27 protein-coding genes and 1 pseudogene are annotated in these 18671 nt (G+C 46.4%); 7 read left to right on the top strand and 21 right to left on the bottom strand.

Annotated features, from left to right (window positions below; genetic code table 11):
• Positions 1-35: 35 nt before the first annotated feature.
• Together QUB35_RS15880 and QUB35_RS15885 are read right to left on the bottom strand one after the other, a co-directional pair.
• Positions 36-794: a hypothetical protein gene (locus QUB35_RS15880; RefSeq protein ID WP_333142814.1), complete on the bottom strand. Its 759-nt coding sequence runs from the start codon at positions 792-794 to the stop codon at positions 36-38.
• A 49-nt stretch (positions 795-843) separates the two neighbouring features.
• The gene (locus QUB35_RS15885; RefSeq protein ID WP_333142815.1) at positions 844-1617 is read right to left on the bottom strand and encodes an amino acid ABC transporter substrate-binding protein; all 774 of its coding nucleotides are present in this window, start codon (positions 1615-1617) and stop codon (positions 844-846) included.
• Between the two features lie 256 nt (positions 1618-1873).
• Between QUB35_RS15885 and QUB35_RS15890 the strand changes: the two genes are divergently transcribed.
• From QUB35_RS15890 to QUB35_RS15900, 3 genes are all read left to right on the top strand, one after another.
• The gene (locus tag QUB35_RS15890; RefSeq protein ID WP_333142816.1) at positions 1874-2710 is read left to right on the top strand and encodes an Rpn family recombination-promoting nuclease/putative transposase; all 837 of its coding nucleotides are present in this window, start codon (positions 1874-1876) and stop codon (positions 2708-2710) included.
• Between the two features lie 230 nt (positions 2711-2940).
• Entirely contained in the window at positions 2941-3762 is an 822-nt protein-coding gene (locus QUB35_RS15895; protein ID WP_333142817.1) for a pentapeptide repeat-containing protein, read from the top strand.
• Between the two features lie 84 nt (positions 3763-3846).
• A complete protein-coding gene (locus QUB35_RS15900; protein WP_333142818.1) occupies positions 3847-4083 on the top strand; it encodes an element excision factor XisH family protein in 237 nt (78 codons plus the stop codon).
• Here QUB35_RS15900 and tnpA read toward each other — a convergent pair.
• A pseudogene (gene tnpA, locus QUB35_RS15905) lies at positions 4076-4482 on the bottom strand (IS200/IS605 family transposase). The gene QUB35_RS15900 and the pseudogene tnpA sit on opposite strands and share 8 nt — an antisense overlap.
• A gap of 100 nt (positions 4483-4582) precedes the next feature.
• Here tnpA and QUB35_RS15910 point away from each other — a divergent pair.
• From QUB35_RS15910 to QUB35_RS15920, 3 genes are read left to right on the top strand one after another with little or no spacing between them, the layout of a single operon-like run.
• Positions 4583-5839, top strand: a complete 1257-nt coding sequence (locus tag QUB35_RS15910; RefSeq protein ID WP_333142819.1) for a transposase — start codon at positions 4583-4585, stop codon at positions 5837-5839.
• 34 nt (positions 5840-5873) lie between these two features.
• The gene (locus tag QUB35_RS15915) at positions 5874-6176 is read left to right on the top strand and encodes an element excision factor XisH family protein (RefSeq protein ID WP_333142820.1); all 303 of its coding nucleotides are present in this window, start codon (positions 5874-5876) and stop codon (positions 6174-6176) included.
• The gene (locus tag QUB35_RS15920; RefSeq protein WP_333101792.1) at positions 6164-6508 is read left to right on the top strand and encodes a XisI protein; all 345 of its coding nucleotides are present in this window, start codon (positions 6164-6166) and stop codon (positions 6506-6508) included. The genes QUB35_RS15915 and QUB35_RS15920 overlap by 13 nt, the downstream gene beginning before the upstream one ends.
• Before the next feature lie 48 nt (positions 6509-6556).
• On the opposite strand, the gene QUB35_RS15925 is transcribed toward QUB35_RS15920, so the two are convergent.
• The 4 genes from QUB35_RS15925 to QUB35_RS15940 all read right to left on the bottom strand — a co-directional run bounded on the left by QUB35_RS15925 (position 6557) and on the right by QUB35_RS15940 (position 8139).
• Entirely contained in the window at positions 6557-6808 is a 252-nt protein-coding gene (locus QUB35_RS15925) for a hypothetical protein (RefSeq protein ID WP_333142821.1), read from the bottom strand.
• A 159-nt stretch (positions 6809-6967) separates the two neighbouring features.
• Positions 6968-7330 (bottom strand): helix-turn-helix domain-containing protein, encoded by a 363-nt coding sequence (locus QUB35_RS15930; RefSeq protein ID WP_333142822.1) that lies wholly within the window; start codon positions 7328-7330, stop codon positions 6968-6970.
• Between the two features lie 44 nt (positions 7331-7374).
• Positions 7375-7665, bottom strand: coding sequence for a helix-turn-helix domain-containing protein (locus tag QUB35_RS15935; protein ID WP_236504535.1), 291 nt, complete (start codon positions 7663-7665; stop codon positions 7375-7377).
• Positions 7666-7773: 108 nt separating this feature from the next.
• Positions 7774-8139, bottom strand: coding sequence for a helix-turn-helix transcriptional regulator (locus QUB35_RS15940; protein ID WP_333032907.1), 366 nt, complete (start codon positions 8137-8139; stop codon positions 7774-7776).
• 227 nt (positions 8140-8366) lie between these two features.
• Between QUB35_RS15940 and QUB35_RS15945 the strand changes: the two genes are divergently transcribed.
• Positions 8367-8804, top strand: coding sequence for a hypothetical protein (locus QUB35_RS15945; RefSeq protein WP_333142823.1), 438 nt, complete (start codon positions 8367-8369; stop codon positions 8802-8804).
• 15 nt (positions 8805-8819) lie between these two features.
• Here QUB35_RS15945 and prfA read toward each other — a convergent pair whose 3' ends face one another.
• The 14 genes from prfA to rplO form a co-directional block, all read right to left on the bottom strand.
• Positions 8820-9914 (bottom strand): peptide chain release factor 1, encoded by a 1095-nt coding sequence (gene prfA / locus QUB35_RS15950; RefSeq protein ID WP_333142824.1) that lies wholly within the window; start codon positions 9912-9914, stop codon positions 8820-8822.
• A gap of 345 nt (positions 9915-10259) precedes the next feature.
• The gene (gene rpmE, locus QUB35_RS15955) at positions 10260-10568 is read right to left on the bottom strand and encodes a 50S ribosomal protein L31 (RefSeq protein WP_333142825.1); all 309 of its coding nucleotides are present in this window, start codon (positions 10566-10568) and stop codon (positions 10260-10262) included.
• A 229-nt stretch (positions 10569-10797) separates the two neighbouring features.
• Positions 10798-11211, bottom strand: coding sequence for a 30S ribosomal protein S9 (gene rpsI / locus QUB35_RS15960; RefSeq protein WP_194067224.1), 414 nt, complete (start codon positions 11209-11211; stop codon positions 10798-10800).
• Positions 11211-11666, bottom strand: a complete 456-nt coding sequence (gene rplM, locus QUB35_RS15965; RefSeq protein WP_015178725.1) for a 50S ribosomal protein L13 — start codon at positions 11664-11666, stop codon at positions 11211-11213. The genes rpsI and rplM overlap by 1 nt, the downstream gene beginning before the upstream one ends.
• Positions 11667-11805: 139 nt before the next feature.
• Entirely contained in the window at positions 11806-12648 is an 843-nt protein-coding gene (truA, locus tag QUB35_RS15970; RefSeq protein WP_190745434.1) for a tRNA pseudouridine(38-40) synthase TruA, read from the bottom strand.
• 29 nt (positions 12649-12677) lie between these two features.
• Positions 12678-13028 carry a 50S ribosomal protein L17 gene (gene rplQ, locus QUB35_RS15975; protein ID WP_190657966.1) on the bottom strand — a complete coding sequence of 117 codons (351 nt, stop codon included), beginning with the start codon at positions 13026-13028 and terminating at the stop codon, positions 12678-12680.
• Between the two features lie 124 nt (positions 13029-13152).
• The gene (locus tag QUB35_RS15980; RefSeq protein WP_332958426.1) at positions 13153-14097 is read right to left on the bottom strand and encodes a DNA-directed RNA polymerase subunit alpha; all 945 of its coding nucleotides are present in this window, start codon (positions 14095-14097) and stop codon (positions 13153-13155) included.
• A 174-nt stretch (positions 14098-14271) separates the two neighbouring features.
• The gene (gene rpsK, locus QUB35_RS15985) at positions 14272-14670 is read right to left on the bottom strand and encodes a 30S ribosomal protein S11 (protein WP_332978136.1); all 399 of its coding nucleotides are present in this window, start codon (positions 14668-14670) and stop codon (positions 14272-14274) included.
• Between the two features lie 84 nt (positions 14671-14754).
• Positions 14755-15138 carry a 30S ribosomal protein S13 gene (gene rpsM / locus QUB35_RS15990; RefSeq protein ID WP_006634981.1) on the bottom strand — a complete coding sequence of 128 codons (384 nt, stop codon included), beginning with the start codon at positions 15136-15138 and terminating at the stop codon, positions 14755-14757.
• Positions 15139-15221: 83 nt separating this feature from the next.
• Positions 15222-15335, bottom strand: coding sequence for a 50S ribosomal protein L36 (rpmJ, locus tag QUB35_RS15995; RefSeq protein ID WP_015178722.1), 114 nt, complete (start codon positions 15333-15335; stop codon positions 15222-15224).
• A 373-nt stretch (positions 15336-15708) separates the two neighbouring features.
• Positions 15709-15933, bottom strand: a complete 225-nt coding sequence (gene infA / locus QUB35_RS16000; protein WP_006276978.1) for a translation initiation factor IF-1 — start codon at positions 15931-15933, stop codon at positions 15709-15711.
• A 293-nt stretch (positions 15934-16226) separates the two neighbouring features.
• Positions 16227-16811 carry an adenylate kinase gene (locus QUB35_RS16005; RefSeq protein ID WP_333142826.1) on the bottom strand — a complete coding sequence of 195 codons (585 nt, stop codon included), beginning with the start codon at positions 16809-16811 and terminating at the stop codon, positions 16227-16229.
• Positions 16812-16816: 5 nt separating this feature from the next.
• Entirely contained in the window at positions 16817-18121 is a 1305-nt protein-coding gene (gene secY / locus QUB35_RS16010; protein ID WP_333142827.1) for a preprotein translocase subunit SecY, read from the bottom strand.
• A 103-nt stretch (positions 18122-18224) separates the two neighbouring features.
• Entirely contained in the window at positions 18225-18671 is a 447-nt protein-coding gene (gene rplO, locus QUB35_RS16015) for a 50S ribosomal protein L15 (protein ID WP_006634984.1), read from the bottom strand.

Raw genomic sequence — 18671 nt, forward strand, 5'->3', positions numbered from 1 at the left:
GGCTGCAATGAATGATGAATACATGATGCTTCTTCTCAAATCCTTTTGTCAAGGCTGATTGAGATGCTCTTACCCTGATTAGACCAAATAATAGTACCTACACCGTTATAGTTGCCATTTTTCCACTCACCGTCATAACTTTGTGTCTCATTGTTTTTAGGGTAAGTCATATTTCCTTTACCATTGATTTCGTTGTCACGAAACTCACCTACATAACGCCGACCATCAGCATAGGTCAAAGTCCCTTTGCCATTGCGCTTTGTTCCGTCATTGCTCCAGTCTCCCTCATAGCGATCGCCATTCTTATAAATATACACACCCTTGATATAACTATTATTTTTCCACTCACCTTCTAGGCGATCGCCATTCGCATACATTAACAAGCCTTTACCATTTCTTTTATTATTGAGCCATTCCCCATCGTAGCGATCGCCATTCGTATAAGTAAATACCCCTTTACCATTCTTTTTATCATTGAGCCATTCCCCATCGTAATGACTATCATTGGTATAAGTAAACACGCCTTTACCATTGAATTTCCCTACCTTGAACTCCCCTTCATAGCGAGCACCCTTGGCAGAAGTCCATACTCCTTTACCATGTGGCTTACTATTTAAAATATCACCTTTATATCTACTACCAGTCTCGTATGTAATCTCATTAGTCAGAGGGCAGAAACCTGCTTGCCAACCAATACATTGTTTAATTTCACTCTGAAAAATATGGATTGACGATCCTACAATAGCTACTATTACTCCACATACTAGGGTTTTGATTATTCCTTGTTCGTTCATAAAAATTACTTAACAAAGCATTGAATAATAGAAGCAACCAACGGTTTGATTATCTACTGCAATAATCAATAGTTGCTTTGAGATAAGGCACTAATTCTCCAAACCAAGTACCCCAAGCCTGTTTTCCTTCACTGCTATTAATGAAAGAATTAACAGAATTTTGCCACTGAGAATCGTTAGCGGGAAGTATCATCCCATATACGTCACAGGAAAGAGGTTGGCTGGGCAATAAAGCAAAAGTATCTACAGGCAATCCTTGTCTGACTGCTTCTCCTACCAAAAGAACCGTATCGCCCGCAAATGCAGTAATTTTACCGTTCGATACTGCTGTTATGCCTAAATATCTTTCGGTAAACTGTACTATTTCAGCACGAGGATATACTCTGGCAACTGCTGCTAAATTAGCAGAACCTTGAAGGACGCCAATACTTGTATTTGACAAGTTGACGTTTCTATTTTGATTTTTGACAAGCAACTGTGTACCTGTAATAAAAAATGCTTGAGAATACTTAATATTTTCGACTTGTTCTTTAGCGCTGCTGATTGTGTTAGGCCCACACTCTATATGCACATTTCCGTTTCTCACGAGCGCCTCGCGATTTTGAATAGTAGAACGGACTGCCACTACATTAACATTTCTGTTTAGTTGTCGGCTGAGGCTGTTTGCTAGTGCACCTGCAAAAGTTGTACAATAGCCTTTCCAGCCTTGTCCGTCTTCATAGCCAAAAAACACAGCATCTTTTCTAATCCCAACTTTTAAAACTCCTGTTTGCTGAATTTCTTGCAACACAGTCCGCGCCCAGCTTGCCGAAGGAAAAAGCACTGTGCATATAATGCTAGATGTTAGAAATATCAGTTTTAATCGCTTATTCATTATTCTATATTGCTACCTATGGAGCACTGCTCGCGAGCTATTAGTGAAATACTTTATCAACTCGATCGCATCTTTGTCAGTGATAAAAAGTGATAAAAAGTGATAAAAAGTAAGGACTTTCCCCAAATTCCCCAAAAATCTCCTCTCAGATAGATGCTCCTAGAGTTAAACTCTTGTAAATAACCTTTCTCACAACCCAACTTTCTTGGCCTACGACAACACCTGCAAATATCTAGCCGAAAAATTCCCCGCAGCCTTCGTCCGCTGGCTGCTACCAATTGACGAACCCACCAGCGTTCAGGTACTCAAAACCGAACTAATTCAAGAGCCCATCCGAGCCGATTCTCTCGTTTTCCTGCAAACAGATAACCAAATCCTGCATCTGGAATTTGAAACCAGACCCTACTCCGACCCGCCGATCGCCTTCAGGATGCTAGACTACTACGTCAGGCTCAAACGGCAATACTCCTGTTCCATCAATCAAGTAGTAATCTTTTTGCAGCAAACAGCCTCAGAACAAGTTTTTGTATCGGAGTACACAGACGCGAACACCCGACACGGATATCGAGTTATTCGCCTCTGGGAACAAGACCCCGCTTTACTGCTGTCAGTCCCCGGCTTGCTCCCACTCGCAACACTATCTCAAACCAACTCGCCGCGAACTTTGTTAGAGCAAATAGCTACTCAGATTGCTACAATAGAAGAACCTACTCAACAAGCGGATTTACTCGCTTGCACCCAAGTGCTCGCAGGTTTGAGATTTGAAAAAGACTTAATCAGACAACTATTTAGGAAGGAAACTATGCGCGGTTCTGTGATTTACCAAGAAATTCGCGAAGATGGCCTCCTTGAAGGAAGGAAAAATGAGGCGCTGTCGTTCCTCAGTCGTCTGTTGATTCGACGTATCGGTACGATCGCACCTGAAACAACCGAGCAAATTCAGACTTTATCCGTAGAAGAATTAGAGGATTTAGGAGAGGCGCTGCTGGATTTTTCAGAAGCCTCAGATTTAACCAATTGGTTGAATGAACATCAGCCTTAATTCCTAAGATATAGCCTCTTATATTAATTTAATGGGTCGTTGCACATATCTCGATCCCCCTAAATCCCCCTTAAGAAGGGGGACTTTGATCAAAATCTTGTCCCCCCCCTTGTAGGGGCGGTGCCCCCGTGCCCGCCCTCTTTAGGGGGATCGGGTTCTATACAGCATCATAAAAAAATGGTATTATTGTCAAAACTTCACCAAATATATACTTTAAGGAAACTTAAGCCATGACCGTTGATGAAGCAATCGCGATCGCAGAAACTCTCCTCGATGGCGAAGGCTTAAACGACGTGCAAGAGCTCATCTTCAGACAATGCTGGGAAGGCAGACATTCCTATGAAGAAATTTCTCAACTCTCTCAATATAATGATGAATACATCAAAGCGCTGGCGGCTAAACTCTGGAAACAACTCTCAGAAGCTTTTGATGAAAAGGTAAAAAAAAATAATTTACGCTCTGTTTTTAAGCGATACTTGCGGCGAAATCAAGTGACTTTACATCGAACTCAAGTTATTGGAGTTAACCTCAGCGGTGCTAACTTAAGCGGAGCCCGACTATCATTCGCAAACTTAAGTGAATCTGATTCGTCAGCAGATTTACACGGTGCAATTTTAGCTGATTATAATACAGTATCAGATGAAATTATCAAGGCCGAAGACGCGCACAACCAGGGAATTTTATCTAGCATAAAATCAAGGATTTATCACTGGAACGATCTGCGCTTTCACTGTGAAGAACAAGTAAAAATAGCAGAAGCGCTCGATCGCACAAACACCCTCTTTTTCCCCAACTCCAAAGCCCGCCTCACAACACCCGCAGGCCGACAAAACCAAGAACCAGATTTCCTCATCTTCCACCAAGGCAAATGGGGTATTCTGGAAATATCGCATCCCGATACACAAAAAGATGAAACGCGCGATCGCCTGTTTGCATCTCACGGTATCAGCATCATCCACTATTGCGACGCTAACAGATGCACAGAAGAACCCGATCGCATTGTCCGAGAATTTTTAGACATATTGAGTCAGGGAGAGGGCGATCGCATTTAGTTAAAACGTAATTCCTGTATCGATCGGCGATCGGGCAGCACGATTCAATGGTAAAATAGGAATAGTAAAGCGTTCTCAGTGGCTATGCCTGCCAAAGATCGATTTCATGAAGCCGTAAAAGTCGCCCTCCAAAAAGATGGCTGGACAATTACTGATGATCCACTTACAATCCCGATCGAGCGCCTCAGCAACCTCTACATTGACTTTGGAGCAGAGAAGTTACTCATAAGAATTAATACGGGATGCGGGAAACTCAGTGGCTTCAGCCCTGAGAGGGAAGCGACTCGGGGGACTTCAGTCAAGAGTGTCTTTCTTAATTAGCAGAGTGATGCGGATCTTCGATGTATTTCCTAACAACTTCACTACTAATATTGCCTGCGGTACTAACAAAATAGCTGCTCGTCCACAAGGACGGCAGCTTTTTTAATTCTGGAAATTCAGCCCTTAAATTATGACTAGAACGTCCCTTGAATGCCTTGACAACTAACGCAGGAGTATCCATCGGCTTAACCGCTACAAATAAGTGTACGTGATCTGGCGCTACTTCCAGAGCTAAAATATCCCAACCTTTCTCGATTGAAAGTGCTAAAAATATTTCACGCAGCTTAGTTGCTACACTGCCAACCAGAACTTTTTTCCGGCGTTTGGGATAAACACAAAATGGTAATTAAGTAGGAATTTGACGTGGTTGTGAGTCTGGTACTCAGGAATTGGCAACATAAAGTTTTGTTGTTATGGATTGACTTATCCACTATACTCACCTAAACTAAATAAATCAACTAAATTTCGGGAAAAAGAGGTGACTAAAGTCAAAAAAACAATGGGAGTGCAGCAAGTATTGTTGTCTCCTACCAAAGAAATTGAAGCCGTATTACAATATCTTTGTCGGCAATCCGGCAAGCTGTACAATAGTGCTGTTTACTTCGCTCGTCAAACACTTTTCAAAACAGGAAAACTGTTGACTGGAAAATTTGATTTATCTTTTGAACCGTCAATCGCAAAGTCGATGGTTGCTAAGTCGCTGCCTTCAACGCCTATGCAACAAACTTTGATGTCGGTTACGGAGGCGTTCAAAAGCTTCAAAGAGTTAAAAGCTTTGTATAGCAAAGGTCAATTGCACTTTAGACCCAAGCCTCCGAGCTATTTAACAGGCTCTAAATTGTTTAAAGTCGCCTACCCAAATTCTGGTGGATTAAAGCCAGCGCTTGTCGGCGACCAGTTGAGATTTTCCCTGGGCTTAACAGTACGGCGCTGGTTTGGGGTTTCTGAATTCTTTCTACCTATGCCGTCAAATATTGACTACACAAAGGTTAAAGAGTTCACGATTCTCCCTAAGAATGGCGCTTTCTATTTAGAAATGTCTTACGAAGTAGAATGTAAACAACATGATTTGGATTACAATCAAGCTCTATCAATTGACTTGGGGACGGCTGACAACTTAGCAGCTTGTGTTGACACGCTTGGAAATTCTTTCTTGGTTGATGCTCGCGCCATGAAGGCGATGAATCAACTTTGGAATAAGAAAGTAGCGACTAGAAAAGAAGGAAAGCCCACGGGTTATTGGGACAGTTGGTTAGACCGCGTAACCCGCAAGCGCAATCACCAGATGCGCGATGGTGTCAGCAAAGCTGCAAAGTTAATTATTGACCATTGTTTGAAACACGGTATCGGTAATCTAGTGATTGGATGGAACCAAGGGTTTAAGTCCAATGTTGATATGGGCAAACTGAACAATCAAAAGTTTGTTCAGATGCCATTAGGAAAACTGAAAGATCGCTTAAAGCAACTTTGTAATTTACACGGCATTAAGTTCACTGAAACAGAAGAAGCATACAGCTCTAAAGCTAGCTTTCTTGATGGAGACTTCCTACCCAGGTATGGTGAAAAACCGCTTGGATGGAAAGCATCTGGAAAGCGAATTAAACGTGGATTGTATCGCTCTGCTAATGGAACTATAATTAACGCGGATCTGAATGGCGCGGGCAATATTCTAAGAAAAGTAGCCAGTAAGTTAGGTGTAAAACTTGACCGACTGGGTAGACGGTGTTTGGCCACCGTAGCGAGAATTAGACTTTAGTAATAACTAGAGTTATTCTGTCAGCAGAATCTCAGTGGCTTTAGCCCGCTTGAGTGTCAATGCCGAGCGCAAGGGTCAAAAAATCGCTGTTGAGGTCAAAAGCTTTCTTGGAGCCTCTACACTTTCGGAATTTCATACTGCCTTGGGTCAGTGTCTTAACTATCGCTACGCACTCGAAGATACCGATCCCGATCGAAAACTTTACCTCGCCGTTCCTGTCAGCATTTATGACGACTTTTTTGTTGTTCCCTTCATTCAATCCGTCATTCAAAGGAGTCAAACCCGTCTCATCGTCTACGATCCTACCAGAGAGGAAATCAGACAATGGCTAAACTAGATCGTTATCGAAATGCCGTGCAGCAAGCCTTACTCAACTATGCTCAGATGCGTTCTGGAACTTCTAGCAATTCAGAGTTAGAACTCCAAATTCTGTTCGATCCACAGCGCGACCATTACCAATTAGTGTATGTCGGCTGGTACAAAAGTAAGCGTGTCTACGGCCCGATTTTACATCTCGATATTAAAGATGAAAAAATCTGGCTACAACTCAACACAACGGCAGACGATATCACCCTGGATTTAATGGAATTAGGTATTGCTAAAGATGATATTGTTCTGGGGTTCCATGCACCCTATATGCGCCAATTTACAGAATTTGCCGTAGGTTAATAGCATTCTGCTGCATCGATTGCTTTATTGTATCGATTAATCGATTGCTCATACTGGTTGTGAATCGCCACCCAAAACCGATTCCCGCAAATTCTGCCAGTACGCAGCCGTAACGGGTTCCCCATCCGAGTCTAAACCCTCTTGCAGCAAACCTTCTAGTTTAGCTTGTGCCTGTTTTCGCTGGCGATCTTGCTGCACCAAGTCTAGAAAATACTCTACCGCACTGGCATAAGCCCCTGCCTGAATTTGATCCTCAATATAGGTTTGCAGCTCTTCTGGTATGGCAAGAATAACGTTCATCGTCAACACAGATTTAGGATATCTATCATTGTATCGATCGGCGATCGGGCAGCGCCATAAAAATTAAAATTAGCAGCTTGAACATCGGTTTGACACTTTTGGATGTTCACGACTTAAAAGCTACTCGATCGTACCTACAAGAAAACTGGTCTATCTACATCAACCATACTTCCCAGAAGCTACAGCAGCAGCCAGTCGCTCCATACCAGCTCGAACAATCACTGCTAAGTCACTCAGTGGCATACATTGAATTTTCTTAAGCAGATCGTTAGTATCTACGGGTTCCTGCACCGGCTTGCCTTCGAGATGAGCCATAAGCTCTTCCATCGTAAAGCCTGCTCTTGTCGCAATCTGAGTCAAATTTTTCGTATCTGGAAGTACCTGCCCCTTTTCCCAATACAAGACAGAAGCAGCAGAAACTCCCAACAGCTTGCCAAAAGCGGTCAGACTCATCGAGCCCCGCGCTAATTTAACAACCTCACTCAGTTTTTTCTTAGCTTCTGCGTCCACGGTATCAGCCACGAGATAACCACAACTCCTAGTTTACAGATAAATTTGCTTCATATTCATTCTCCAGCAGCCTCAGCCGACGCAGCGAATCTATCCGCTACAGCTTTAGCAATTAGCGCCACCTGACTCAGAGGCAAAAACTGAATTTTTTTGAGAATATCGTTAATTTCTGAAGGTTGCGAGACTGGATTGCCATCCAAAATGCTGAGAAACTCTTCCAGAGTATAGCCTGCTCTCGCTGCGAGCTTACCCAAGTTTTCCGTCTCTGGAACCGTATCGCCCCTTTCCCAAAGCTGAACAGCAGTCGCAGAAACGCCTAAAAGCTTACCAAACGCTCGCTGACTCATTGTTCCACGAGCAGTTTTGATGATTTCACTAAGTTTTTGTCTATTTTGGATGTTCACAACTTAAAAGCTATGCGATCGTATCTACGAGTCTACTTACGAACAGATACATCAACTATATTTCCCAGACGACTCAGCCGCCGCCGCGAGTCTATCCATCACGGCTCTACCAACCACGGCTAACTCACTAATTGGTATACATTGAATTTTTTTCAGCAGATCGTTAGTATCTACCGGTTCACGCATGGGTTTGCCTTCCAGATGAGCCAGCAACTCTTCAAGTGTAAACCCTGCCCTCACAGCAATCTGAGCCAAATTTTCTGTATCTGGGATGCTCTGACCTTTTTCCCACAACTGAACCGCAGTCGCAGAGACACCCAGAAGCTTGCCGAATCCCCGCTGACTCATGGAACCGCGAGCTAGTTTGACAATCTCGATCAATTTTTTTTTAGCTTCTGCGTTCACAACTGCCGTCACTACTTAATCCCACATAATTCAGTTTACTTCCCAACTCCCAAATTTTCCACTTGCAATTCATAATTACACTTGACACAGGGGCGCATTGCAAGTAAACTAATAATTACAACCTAAGTGTTGATACGCCGAACGGGTCGCTAAACAAATGGTTCTGAGCTAGGAACCCAACATAAGGGGACAGCCCGATCGAACTTTGAAACCGAAGACAGACATCAGGGAAAGTAAAAATGACCAAGAGACGCAATCTAAAAACTCACAAGCCCAGCCGCACCCGTCAAAGCCTTACAGCCTCCGGTTGGCTAAAACCCCAGCGCTGGCAAATCTCCAAAATAGAAGCAGCCGAAGCCTTGAGAATGCCCGTCAACCGCATAGTCAAAGTTTACCCCAAACAACATCAAGTAATAGTCGTTTACCTGAACAAGAAAGGACAAAAATGCAGTTCCTTTTTCAGCTACAGACTATTTGCCAGATGGCAACAAGAGGCGATCGCAGCAATTGCCAGTTGTCGAAACCAGCAAATCCTAGCACCCCTAGAAGTCATTGTACAATACGACCTCGAACATTTCAAATATCCAGTAGCGATCGCCGATGCAATTTGGGAAGCCCTACTCAACCATATCTCCCGCGTAACAAGGGAACTGAGGCTGAGCAAACAATGCGCCTAGCCCCCCATCACTCCATCAATTAGTAGAAGCAGCCAACTCAGCCAAACGTTCCTGCTGATCCTGAGAAATGCAAGTTTGAATAATCCCCTCAATATCTCCTTCCAAAACACTATTGAGCGAGAAATTTTCCCCCAAACGGTGGTCGGTAGCCCGATTGTCCTTATAGTTGTAAGTGCGAATCTTCTCCGATCGCGAACCAGTACCAACCTGAGCCAAACGCCGCGACTTCACCTCATCCTGCTGCTCCCGCAACTTCATCTCATAGAGCTTAGCCCGCAAAATCTGCATCGCCCGCTCCTTATTCTGCAACTGACTGCGCTCCTCAGTACAGAAAATCCGAATTCCCGTCGGCTTGTGAAACAAATCCGCAGCAGTTTCCACCTTGTTCACGTTTTGACCGCCAGCGCCGCCCGATCGAGCCGTACTCATCTCAATATCCTTCGGATCAATGTGAATCTCCACATCATCAACCTCCGGCATCACAGCCACCGTCGCCGTCGAAGTATGCACCCGGCCGCCAGCCTCAGTCACAGGCACTCGCTGCACCCGGTGTACTCCAGCCTCAAACTTCAGCTTGCTGTAAACGCTGTCGCCCGTAACTTCCAGAATCACCTCTTTAAAGCCGCCCATTTCCGCCAGCGACTCGCTCACCAACTTCACCTGCCAGCCTTGAGTTTGAGCGTAGCGCGAATACAGCCGCAGCAAATCTCCCGCCCAAATACTAGCCTCATCTCCGCCAGTACCCGCCCGAATTTCCAGCATAATATTCTTGTCATCGTTCGGGTCGCGGGGGAGCAGCAAAACCTTCAAACGACTTTCCAAATTCTCCAGCTTCGACTCAAGTTCCTGAACTTCCAGCCCAGCCATTTCTTGCATATCTCGATCGCCCGCAGCTTCCTTGAGAACCTGTCGCGCGCCCACCAAATCTTCCTGAGTCGTTTTCCACAGAGCAAAAGTATCGACCACTTCCTCCAAGGACGATCGAGCTTTTGCTACCCGTTGAAACTCTTGATTGTCCCTAGCGACATCCGGGTCAGCCATGCGGCGAGTCAACTCATTAAAAGTTTGCTCTACCGACTTCAATTTATCCAGCAAATAAGATTCAGCCATTGTCAGTTGTCCTTTGTCAATCGATTTTAGATTTTAGATTTTAGATTTTAGATTTTAGATTTGAAGAACAGTTGGAATAGAATCTCCATCGAACTCTACTGCCTGCTTAGCAAGTCTTCAATCTAAACTCTCCAATCCGAGGGCGGATCGATTTTAGATTTTAGATTTTAGATTTTAGATTTTAGAACTCAAGAGCAGTTAGGATAGAATGTCGATCGAACTCTACGCGATAGAACTCAACTGCCTGCATAGCGAAGTCTTCAATCTAAAATCTAAAATCCGAGGGCGGTAAGTTGCCAGTAGAAAGAACTACTCTCAACAAACTGCGGACAAATGACAATCCGGCTACTTCTTCTTTTTGCCTTTACCAGCAGCCTTAGAAGCATCTGCTTTCGGCTCTTCCATTTTCAGCGGCCCAGAGGAAGCATCTGCCTTCGGCATTTCTACCTCAGTCATGCCGTATTTCCGCATAAAGCGCTCCACACGACCTTCAGTATCAATAATCTTCTGAGTGCCAGTATAGAAAGGATGATTTCCCGACCAGACATCAACTTGAAGCTTTGGTCTTGTTGAACCCACAGTCATCACAAGTTCGCCGTTGCAATAAACCTGAGATTCGGGATACCACTCAGGGTGAATGCCTTCTTTTGCCATTGTTTTTTACTCTCTAATTTTTGACTTTACAACCATTTTAGCTGCCGCAGGACTTGTACACCAACAACAGCACCAATTTTGCCTTATATCTGTTGGAACCAGGAAGCAGGAATCGGAAATAGACTTGAAAAAAAAGGAAGATAGAATCTGGATAATTTTGCCTTCTTCCTTCTTCCTTCTATCCGTTACATCCGTTACATCCGTTACACAATCCGCTGCCGAACCTCGATTACCGCTTGGAGTATTGAGGAGCTTTGCGAGCTTTCCGCAAACCGTACTTTTTCCGTTCTTTGGCCCGCGGGTCGCGAGTCAAATAGCCCTCAGTCTTCAGAGGCTTGCGGTTGTCCGGGTCTAATTGACAAAGTGCTCTAGCGACACCCAAGCGAATCGAGTCAGCCTGACCTGTCAAGCCACCGCCTTCGACTTTTACCAAAATGTCGTACTCATTTTCCAGACCCAAAGTTTCCAGAGGGGCCTTAGCCAGAGCCAAATAAGTAGGGTTGAATTGCAGGTACAAATCCCCCTCTTTACCATTGACTGTCAGTATGCCAGTGCCGGGAACCAAACGCACCCGCGCTACGGAACACTTGCGACGGCCGGTACCCCAGTACACAGCGCGACCGGATGTATCTGTTGCTTGCATTACTCATTTCCTCCCGGAATCGTGTGAACAATTAATTCTTCTGGTTTTTGAGCTTGGTGCGGGTGGTTGGGGCCAGCGTACACCTTGAGTTTAGTAAACAGTTGTCTGCCCAGAGAAGTGTGAGGCAGCATTCCTCGTATAGCTTCTTCGACAATTCTTTCGGGCAAACGTGCTTGCAATTTGGCAAAAGTTTCTGTTTTCATGCCGCCCGGTCTTCCAGAATGGCGGCGGTAGATTTTCTGGGTGCGTTTTTTGCCAGTAACAGCGATTTTGTCCGCATTGATGACAATTACGAAGTCGCCGGTATCCATAGAAGGAGTGTAAGTCGGTTTGTGTTTCCCCCGGAGGTACATGGCAACTTCAGTTGCCAGACGGCCCAGTCGCTGGTCGGCGGCATCGACCACGTACCACTTGTGCTCTAGGGAGTCTTGAGTAGGGACGTAAGTTTTGTTCATTGTTTGTTGTTAGTTGTCTATTAACTGTTAACTGTTGTTAGTTGTCAGTTGTCAGTTGTCAGTTGTCAGTTTTTAATTGTTAGTTGTCCTTAGTTTTTTATTAGTAGTTACCTAATGACTAATGACTAATGACTAATGACTAATGACTAATGACTAATTTTGGCTGAGTGTCGTACCAGACATCTGGGGGAAAGGGAAATTCTGAATAGCCAACCCGCAGCAGGCACAAACCTTGAGCGGGAGCGGCATATTTTACCATTTCTCGGCGTTCGTTGACCCAGATATCTGTGAAATTGTCGATCGGCCTTTCCCCGCGACCCACCTGCACCAGCAACCCCACCAGCAGCCGCATCATCCCGTACAGAAACCCGCTTGCCTGAACCTCAATATAGATAAGAGGCCCAGAACGCTGACACTCGGCAGCTTGTACGTCCACCCAGGAATGGGGGCGGGCAGACCCCGCGCGGTGGAAAGCAGCCAGGTGATGCCGCCCGATGAGCGGTGTCAAAGCTGTCTGAATCAAAGATTCATCCACAGGAGCGTGATAGCAGTGCCAAGCAAAAGGACGCACAAACAAATTAGGCGTCGGGTCTGTATAAAGGGTGTAGCGATAGCGCCGCCAACTGGCTGAGAACCGAGCGTGCCAGGTAGGTTCCACCTTTGCCGAAGCTCGAATTAAAATATCTTTTGCCAGTCGAGAGTTGAGAACGCTTGCCCAACGGTGAGCCGGAATTGGGCCGTGGGCATCAAAATGGGCTACTTGAGCAGCAGCGTGAACTCCCGCATCCGTTCTCCCAGCAGCGTGCAGCGTTACCGGGCGTTCCAGAACAGTCGATATTGCTGTTTCAATTTCTTCTTGTACTGTACGCTGGTTCGGCTGTCGCTGCCAACCGTGAAAGTTAGTGCCGAGGTATTGGATTACTAGAGCAACGCGCTGTATCGATTGGGGATTTTCGATTGGGGATTTTGGATTGTCAGTCATAAATCACAAATCTCCAACCCAAAATTGAATTAAACCAGTTCAACGATCGCCATTTCGGAATTGTCTCCTTGGCGGGGGACAGTTCGTACTACGCGGGTGTAGCCCCCGTTGCGCGAGCCGTACCGTTCTTGGGCTGCTTCAAACAAGGCGTGTACTAACTGTTTGTCGTAGATAAAGCCCATAGCTTGCCGGCGAGCGGCCAATGAGCCATCTTTTGCGAGGGTAATCATTCTGTCCGCCTCTGGCCGCAGCGCTTTGGCGCGGGCGAGAGTGGTAGTGATTTTACCGTGGCGGATTAATTCGGTGGTCAGCGAGCGCAGTAGGGCGCGGCGCTGGTCAGCCGGTTTGTTGAGTTGGGGGACGCGACAGCGGTGACGCATGGCAGTTGGTAATTGGTAATTGGTAATTGGGCGCCGGGATAGTCCGCGATCTAGGGGGGTGAATTCTTTAACTTAAAAACTCACCTACTTAAAATTCAGAACTTTTTTACCCGTTACCCGTTGATTAACTTTTAGCTGATTTTTCCTGTGGCAAGGTAATGCCCAAGCGTTTTTGTAAAGCTTCAATCACTTCTTCTGCGGACTTCTGCCCGAAGTTCTTGATCTCGAGCAAGTCTTCTTGGGTATAATCCAATAAGTCTGCGACTGAGTTGATCTGAGCCCGCTTGAGACAGTTGTAAGCCCGGACGGACAACTGCAATTCTTCGATCGGAATTTGGCTAGTAGGATCGGCTTCACCTGGATACTCTGGTTTGAGAGAATCTTGGGTGATGTCTTTGAGAGGTGCAAATAAATCTACCAGGATGTGGGCAGATTGACTCAAAGCTTCTTGAGGAGTCACGCTGCCATCAGTCCAGATTTCCATAATCAGCCGGTCTTTCTCGACCGTGCCCCCTACCCTAGCATCTTCAACGCTGTAGTTGACTCTGCGAATCGGCATAAAGATGGCGTCAATTTGGAGAAAATCCAAAGCCGACCCATCATCGCGACTGCGGTCTACTGCTCGGTATCCGATGCCTTTTTCAATTCTGAATTCCATTTCCAGAACTGAGCCGGGGGAGAGAGTTGCAATGTATTGGGAGCGATCGATCAATTCCACCTCTGAGGGCAAATCGAATCGATCGGCCGTTACTGTTACAGGCCCCTCAATCCGCAACCTGCCGATTTGCGGCTGCTGAGAATGAGTTTTGAGGACGACCTCTTTCATGTTCAGGAGAATTTCTAGAACATCCTCACGTACCCCTTCGATCGTGGCAAACTCGTGATTGACGCCCGCGATTCGGACTGAAGTTACTGCTGTTCCTTCCAAATTTGACAGCAGAACTCGCCGAAGCGCATTCCCAACAGTTGTTCCCTGACCGCGATCGAGCGGTTCCAGGACGAATTTTCCGTACTGACTCCGGTCTTTGTCAGTGTTAGACTCTATACATTCAATTTGAAACTGCGCCACGGAGTGACCTCCCTTTTCCACTGTGGATTTTTGATTTTTGATTTTAGATTGCAGAGCATACCCCTGAATGGATTTCGGATTTTGGATGGACGGGGCAACAGTTAGAAGCATTAGTTTTTGACTTTAAGCAGTTAGCCATTATCCAAAATCTAAAATCTAAAATCTCAAATCGTTTTAGACTCTACGCCGCTTGGGAGGGCGACAGCCGTTGTGAGGAATTGGGGTAACATCTCTAATCAGGGTAATTTCCAGTCCCGCCCCTTGCAGCGCCCGAATAGCAGTTTCTCGACCTGCTCCGGGTCCGCTCACCATTACTTCTATTTGGCGCATTCCTTGGTCATTGGCTCTGCGGGCAGCACTTTCTGCTGCTGTTTGAGCTGCAAAGGGAGTGCCCTTTTTAGCTCCTTTAAAACCGCTGGAACCTGCGGATGCCCAGGATATTACTTCGCCGTTGAGGTCGGTAATAGTTACAATCGTGTTGTTAAAGGTAGACTGGATGTAGCCTACCCCATTGGGTACATTCCGTTTCTGCTTTTTTGCACCAGATTTCTTGCCTGTTTGTGGTCGCGCCATATTAGTCTCTTTAACGTTTCTCTCAACTAATGTCCCGAAGCGCTAGGAGCCAGCAGCCCCCAGCGTATTTTTCCCAAAAAGATGTTACTTCTTGGAAGGAGCCTTTTTCTTGCCCGCAACTGTTCGGCGGACGCCACGACGGGTTCTGGCGTTGGTACGGGTTCGTTGTCCCCGCACCGGCAGACCCAAACGGTGACGCCGACCGCGATAAGTTCCGATGTCCATCAGGCGCTTGATGTTCATTGACTCCCAGCGCCGGAGGTCTCCTTCGATTTGGTATGTTGTTTCTACATGAGCCCGCAGAGCTGTCACGTCGGCCTCTGTTAAATCCTTGACGCGAGTGTCAGGATTTACGCCTGTTGCAGCGATAATTTTTTGGGCCCGCGACAAGCCTATTCCGTAAATGTATGTCAGACCTATTTCGACGCGCTTATCGCGTGGAAGGTCTACCCCGGCAATCCGTGCCACACTTTTTGTCTCCCTAGTTTTCCTGTTTGGCTACAATGTTCAATTAGGATGCACCTGGGTGCAGTGCCCAATCTTCTTTTTTTCTAACCTTGGCGTTGTTTGTGTTTCGGGTTAGTGCATATCACCATCACTCGACCGCGACGGCGGATGACGCGACATTTCTCACAAATTTTTTTGACAGATGCTCGAACTTTCATCTTTCTTCCTGCCTGGAGAACCCCGCTCTACCGGAGAACAGGCACGCTGGGACTGCCCGTAGAGCGGTGGGAGGAGAGGCTGGGCAAGGTGTAGACCTCTCCTCGATTAAATTGTATAAAGTGCGGGTTGTTTCATGAAGGAGCCCGCTTGCACCCACTCCCATTGCTGGGGTAAAGTTCGCCTGCACAAAACAAAAATGTTGGCGAGCGATACTTTTACGGCGTAGCAATGACTTAACCCGGTACACCGGTGGGTTGTTGACGCCCTTCTCGGCAACACTACAAACGTAGCATTATAGCATAAATTTGAAGCTTTTTACCAAATTCTCTCTAATTAAACTTAGAATTAGTTTTTAGAAAGTTTTATCTAAGCCTATTTTTTCCGAAGGCGATAAGTAATCCTGCCTTTGGTCAAGTCGTAGGGAGTCAATTCGACTTTGACGCGATCGCCAGGCAGAATTTTGATGTAGTTGCGGCGGATCTTGCCGGAAATGTGAGCTAGCACGTTAAACCCATTATCTAGGTCAACGCGAAACATCGCATTGGGCAGGGATTCCGTCACTGTCCCTTCCATTTCAATTAAATCTTGCTTAGACAATTTGGTATTTACCTCAACTCTACATTTGATTAACTAGGAGTGTCCCGGCGTGAGCCTCAAAACCTATTTACTGGTAGGAGTCCAACGGGAACGGGGGGCAATAATTAGGGCGCCTCGTTCGACTTCTTGACTCAACCAACGGATCGCTTTAGCTTTACTTGAGTAAAGTTGTGGCAATTAGTATCGAGTTCAATCCGGTCTCTAGCAACCCTCACAAAACCTGATAGCACAAAAAGCTCCTAGTTAACATATCTTAGCAAAAGCTTGTGAGTAACAAGCTGTATTGAGAGGGTTCAAGAGTCGATCGAGAGAGATTGTTGCAGTTCTGCGGTGACTAATTCCATTGCTCGATCGCCATCAACCGCAACTAACTGTTGGCGGCCGCTGTAAAAATCAATCAAAGGCTCAGTTTGTTCGCGATAAACTTGCAACCTGCGGCGGATCGTCTCCTCATTGTCATCCTGCCGGCCCCGCGACAGCAGGCGAGACACCAAAATGTCGTCAGGCACGTCAAGATTAACAGCTTTGAGACCCGATTTTGGGTTGGGTGTACTCCCCTCGGCACCGCTAAGCTCCAGCAGCAGTTTGTCTAAAAAAGTTGCCTGGGCGACTGTGCGGGGAAAGCCGTCAAGAATCCAGCCCGCATTAGCGTCCGGTTCATTCAAGCGTTCCTGCACGATATCCATCAGCAATTGGTCGGGAACCAACTCACCCCTGTCCATGTAAGCTTGCGCCTTTAGACCCAAGGCAGTTTTCGCCACCACGCAGGCGCGCAGGATTTCGCCCGTAGAAATGTGGGGTATTTTCCAGAGAGCGCCTAATATCTGAGCCTGAGTTCCCTTTCCCGCCCCTGGAGGCCCCATGAAAATAAATTGCATTGCGATTACTTCACCATTCCTTCATATCGTTGGGAGATGACGTAAGTTTGAATTTGCTTAGCAGTTTCGATCGCCACACCTACTAGAATCAGTAGGGAAGTTGCGCCAAAACCTCTAAAAGTTTGCACGCCGATCGCGCTTTCTACAGCAGTTGGTACAATGGCCACCAGACCGAGAAAAATCGCTCCCAAGAAAGTCAAACGGTTCAAAACCTTCTCCACATAATCACTCGTTTTCTGACCCGGACGAATTCCAGGAATGCTGGCGCCCATTTTTTTCAAGTTCTGAGACATATCTACGGGGTTGACAATCAACGAAGCGTAGAAATAGCTGAAGAACAGAATCAAAGTCAGATAAAACAGCGCGTAAGCCCAAGGCGTCGGCCCGTTCGGACTCAAAACATTAGCAACTTGAACCAAAAACGGGTTATTGAGAGACTGAGCGAGGAAAGAAGGCACAATCAACACCGAAGATGCAAAAATAATCGGCATCACTCCGCCTTGATTCAAGCGCAGGGGCAGATAACTCCGGCTCTCCCGATAAACTTTGCGGCCGACTTGGCGGCGGGCCGAAATAATCGGAATGCGGCGAGTACCTTCCTGAACAAAAACAATCCCGACAATCGTCACCAAAAAGACCAGCAGCAGAACGACTACACGGCCGACAACTTGCGTGTCCCCACTTTGAGCCAATTCAAAAGTTTGTCCCAAAGAGCGCGGCAATACCGAGACAATATTGATAAAAATCAGCAGCGAGGCTCCGTTCCCGATACCTCGCTCCGTCACCACTTCCGATATCCACATCACAAACATGGAGCCGGCTGTCAGAGCCAAAGCAGTTTGTGCTATGAATAAAGGCGATGGAGATTGAGCAAAAGGGCTGACCCAAATCGCAATGCCAATACTTTGCAAAATTGCCCAGCCCAAAGAAACGTAGCGAGTAATTTGAGAAATCTTGCGCCGCCCTGCTTCTCCTTCATTTTTCTGCAACTCTTCTAAGCTTGGCAGAGCCGCCGTTAGAAGTTGCACAATAATTGAAGCATTAATGTAGGGCAAAATCCCCAGCGCGAAAATCCCCAAAGCTGACAAGCCACCTCCTGAGAACAAATCCAAAAAGCCAATTAAAGGGCTATTTTCGACGTTTTGGGCAAAGGCGACTCGATCGATGCCGGGGACTGGCAAGTGGACACCCAGGCGTACTAAAATCAGTAAGCCAATGGTTACGAGGATGCGGCCTCGTAAACCAGCAGCTTGAGCCATCTGCATGAACGTCTCTTGTGCAGTTGGCGCTTTCTCTCTACTAACGTCCATAGTTACGATTTGGGATTTTAGATTTGGGATTTTCGACTAAATCATTTTCTGATAGCAAGAAGAGAGGATTTGAGATTTGGACATACTCTCAAACCTCAAATCTTCACGCAACTAATTCGCAACTTCCGCCTGCAGCTTCAATTTTTGTGCGAGCACCTGCGGTAAAAGCCGAGGCGCGCACTTGCAAAGGTACATTCAGTTCACCATCTCCTAAGATTTTCAGCGGCCCATCGTCTGTGGTGACAATTTTGGCTTGGATCAAAGAGGTGAGAGTAACTTCGGTGTTTGCTGGCAGCGATGCTAATTTACTTACATTAATGGTAGTGTACTCTTTCCGGTTCACTAGAGGGAAGCTTTTCAACTTGGGGAGACGGCGGTAGAGAGGATTTTGACCTCCTTCAAAACCGGGTCTAGTGCCGCTACCGGCTCTAGATTTTTGACCGCGCATCCCTTTGCCGGAGCTCGCGCCTTGACCGGCAGAAATACCTCTGCCCAAGCGTCGGGGGCGCTTTTGGGAGCCTGCTTTGGGTCGGGCGTCTTGCAATCTCAT

The organism is Microcoleus sp. B13-B6, assembly GCF_036705405.1.
GTDB lineage: Bacteria > Cyanobacteriota > Cyanobacteriia > Cyanobacteriales > Microcoleaceae > Microcoleus.